This window comes from Delftia sp. UME58 (assembly GCF_014170385.1).
Lineage (GTDB): Bacteria > Pseudomonadota > Gammaproteobacteria > Burkholderiales > Burkholderiaceae_C > Comamonas > Comamonas acidovorans.
Window position 1 is genome coordinate 1 of record NZ_LZZV01000059.1, and the last position, 637, is coordinate 637.

Here is a 637-nt window from a genome sequence, read left to right on the forward strand (position 1 = left end):
CCCGAAGGTCGGCACCGTGACGCCTGACGTCGCCACCGCTGTCAAGAACGCCAAGGCCGGTCAGGTTCAGTACCGTACCGACAAGGCTGGCATCATCCACGCAACGATCGGCCGCGCGTCGTTCGGCGTGGAACAGCTGCAAACCAACCTGGCCGCTCTGGTCGACGCCCTGCAAAAGGCTCGTCCCGCAGCTGCCAAGGGCATTTACCTGCGCAAGCTGGCCGTTTCGTCCACGATGGGCGGCGGTGCTCGCGTTGAAATTGCCTCGCTGTCGGCTTCCAACTAAGCCAACAGCAGTAAACGTACTTTGGGCTGCATCCGGATTCCTCCGGATGTTGCTGTCAAAGACCGCTGGAGCAGGGTAGTGGAAGGGTCCTCCCTTCTATGAAAGCAGGTTCCCCGTTGCCCCGCTTAATCCCGAAGCTCACATAGTTCGGATCCAGCGTAGACGGCGTCCCCAGGAAGATTTCTTTACACGAAGAACTCGACCAGGCGCCGCATTCGGTTGACGCGCAAGGCTCAGGCCCCAGGCGTCTTTTGATGGAGTGTTCAAACCGTGAGTCTCAATCGTCAAGAGAAAGCGGTGGTAATCGAGGAAGTCTCGGCCGAAGTGGCCAAGGCGCAATCGATTGTTATC

Annotated in this window: 1 protein-coding gene and 1 pseudogene; one reads left to right on the forward strand and one right to left on the reverse strand. The window is 59.0% G+C overall.

What is annotated here, in order from left to right:
* Window positions 1-286, forward strand: a pseudogene (gene rplA / locus A9976_RS18570) (50S ribosomal protein L1); the annotation flags it as partial.
* 138 nt (window positions 287-424) lie between these two features.
* Here the strand turns inward: rplA and A9976_RS31760 are convergent.
* A partial coding sequence (locus A9976_RS31760) for a hypothetical protein (RefSeq protein ID WP_310889399.1) occupies window positions 425-637 on the reverse strand: 213 nt, incomplete at its 5' end.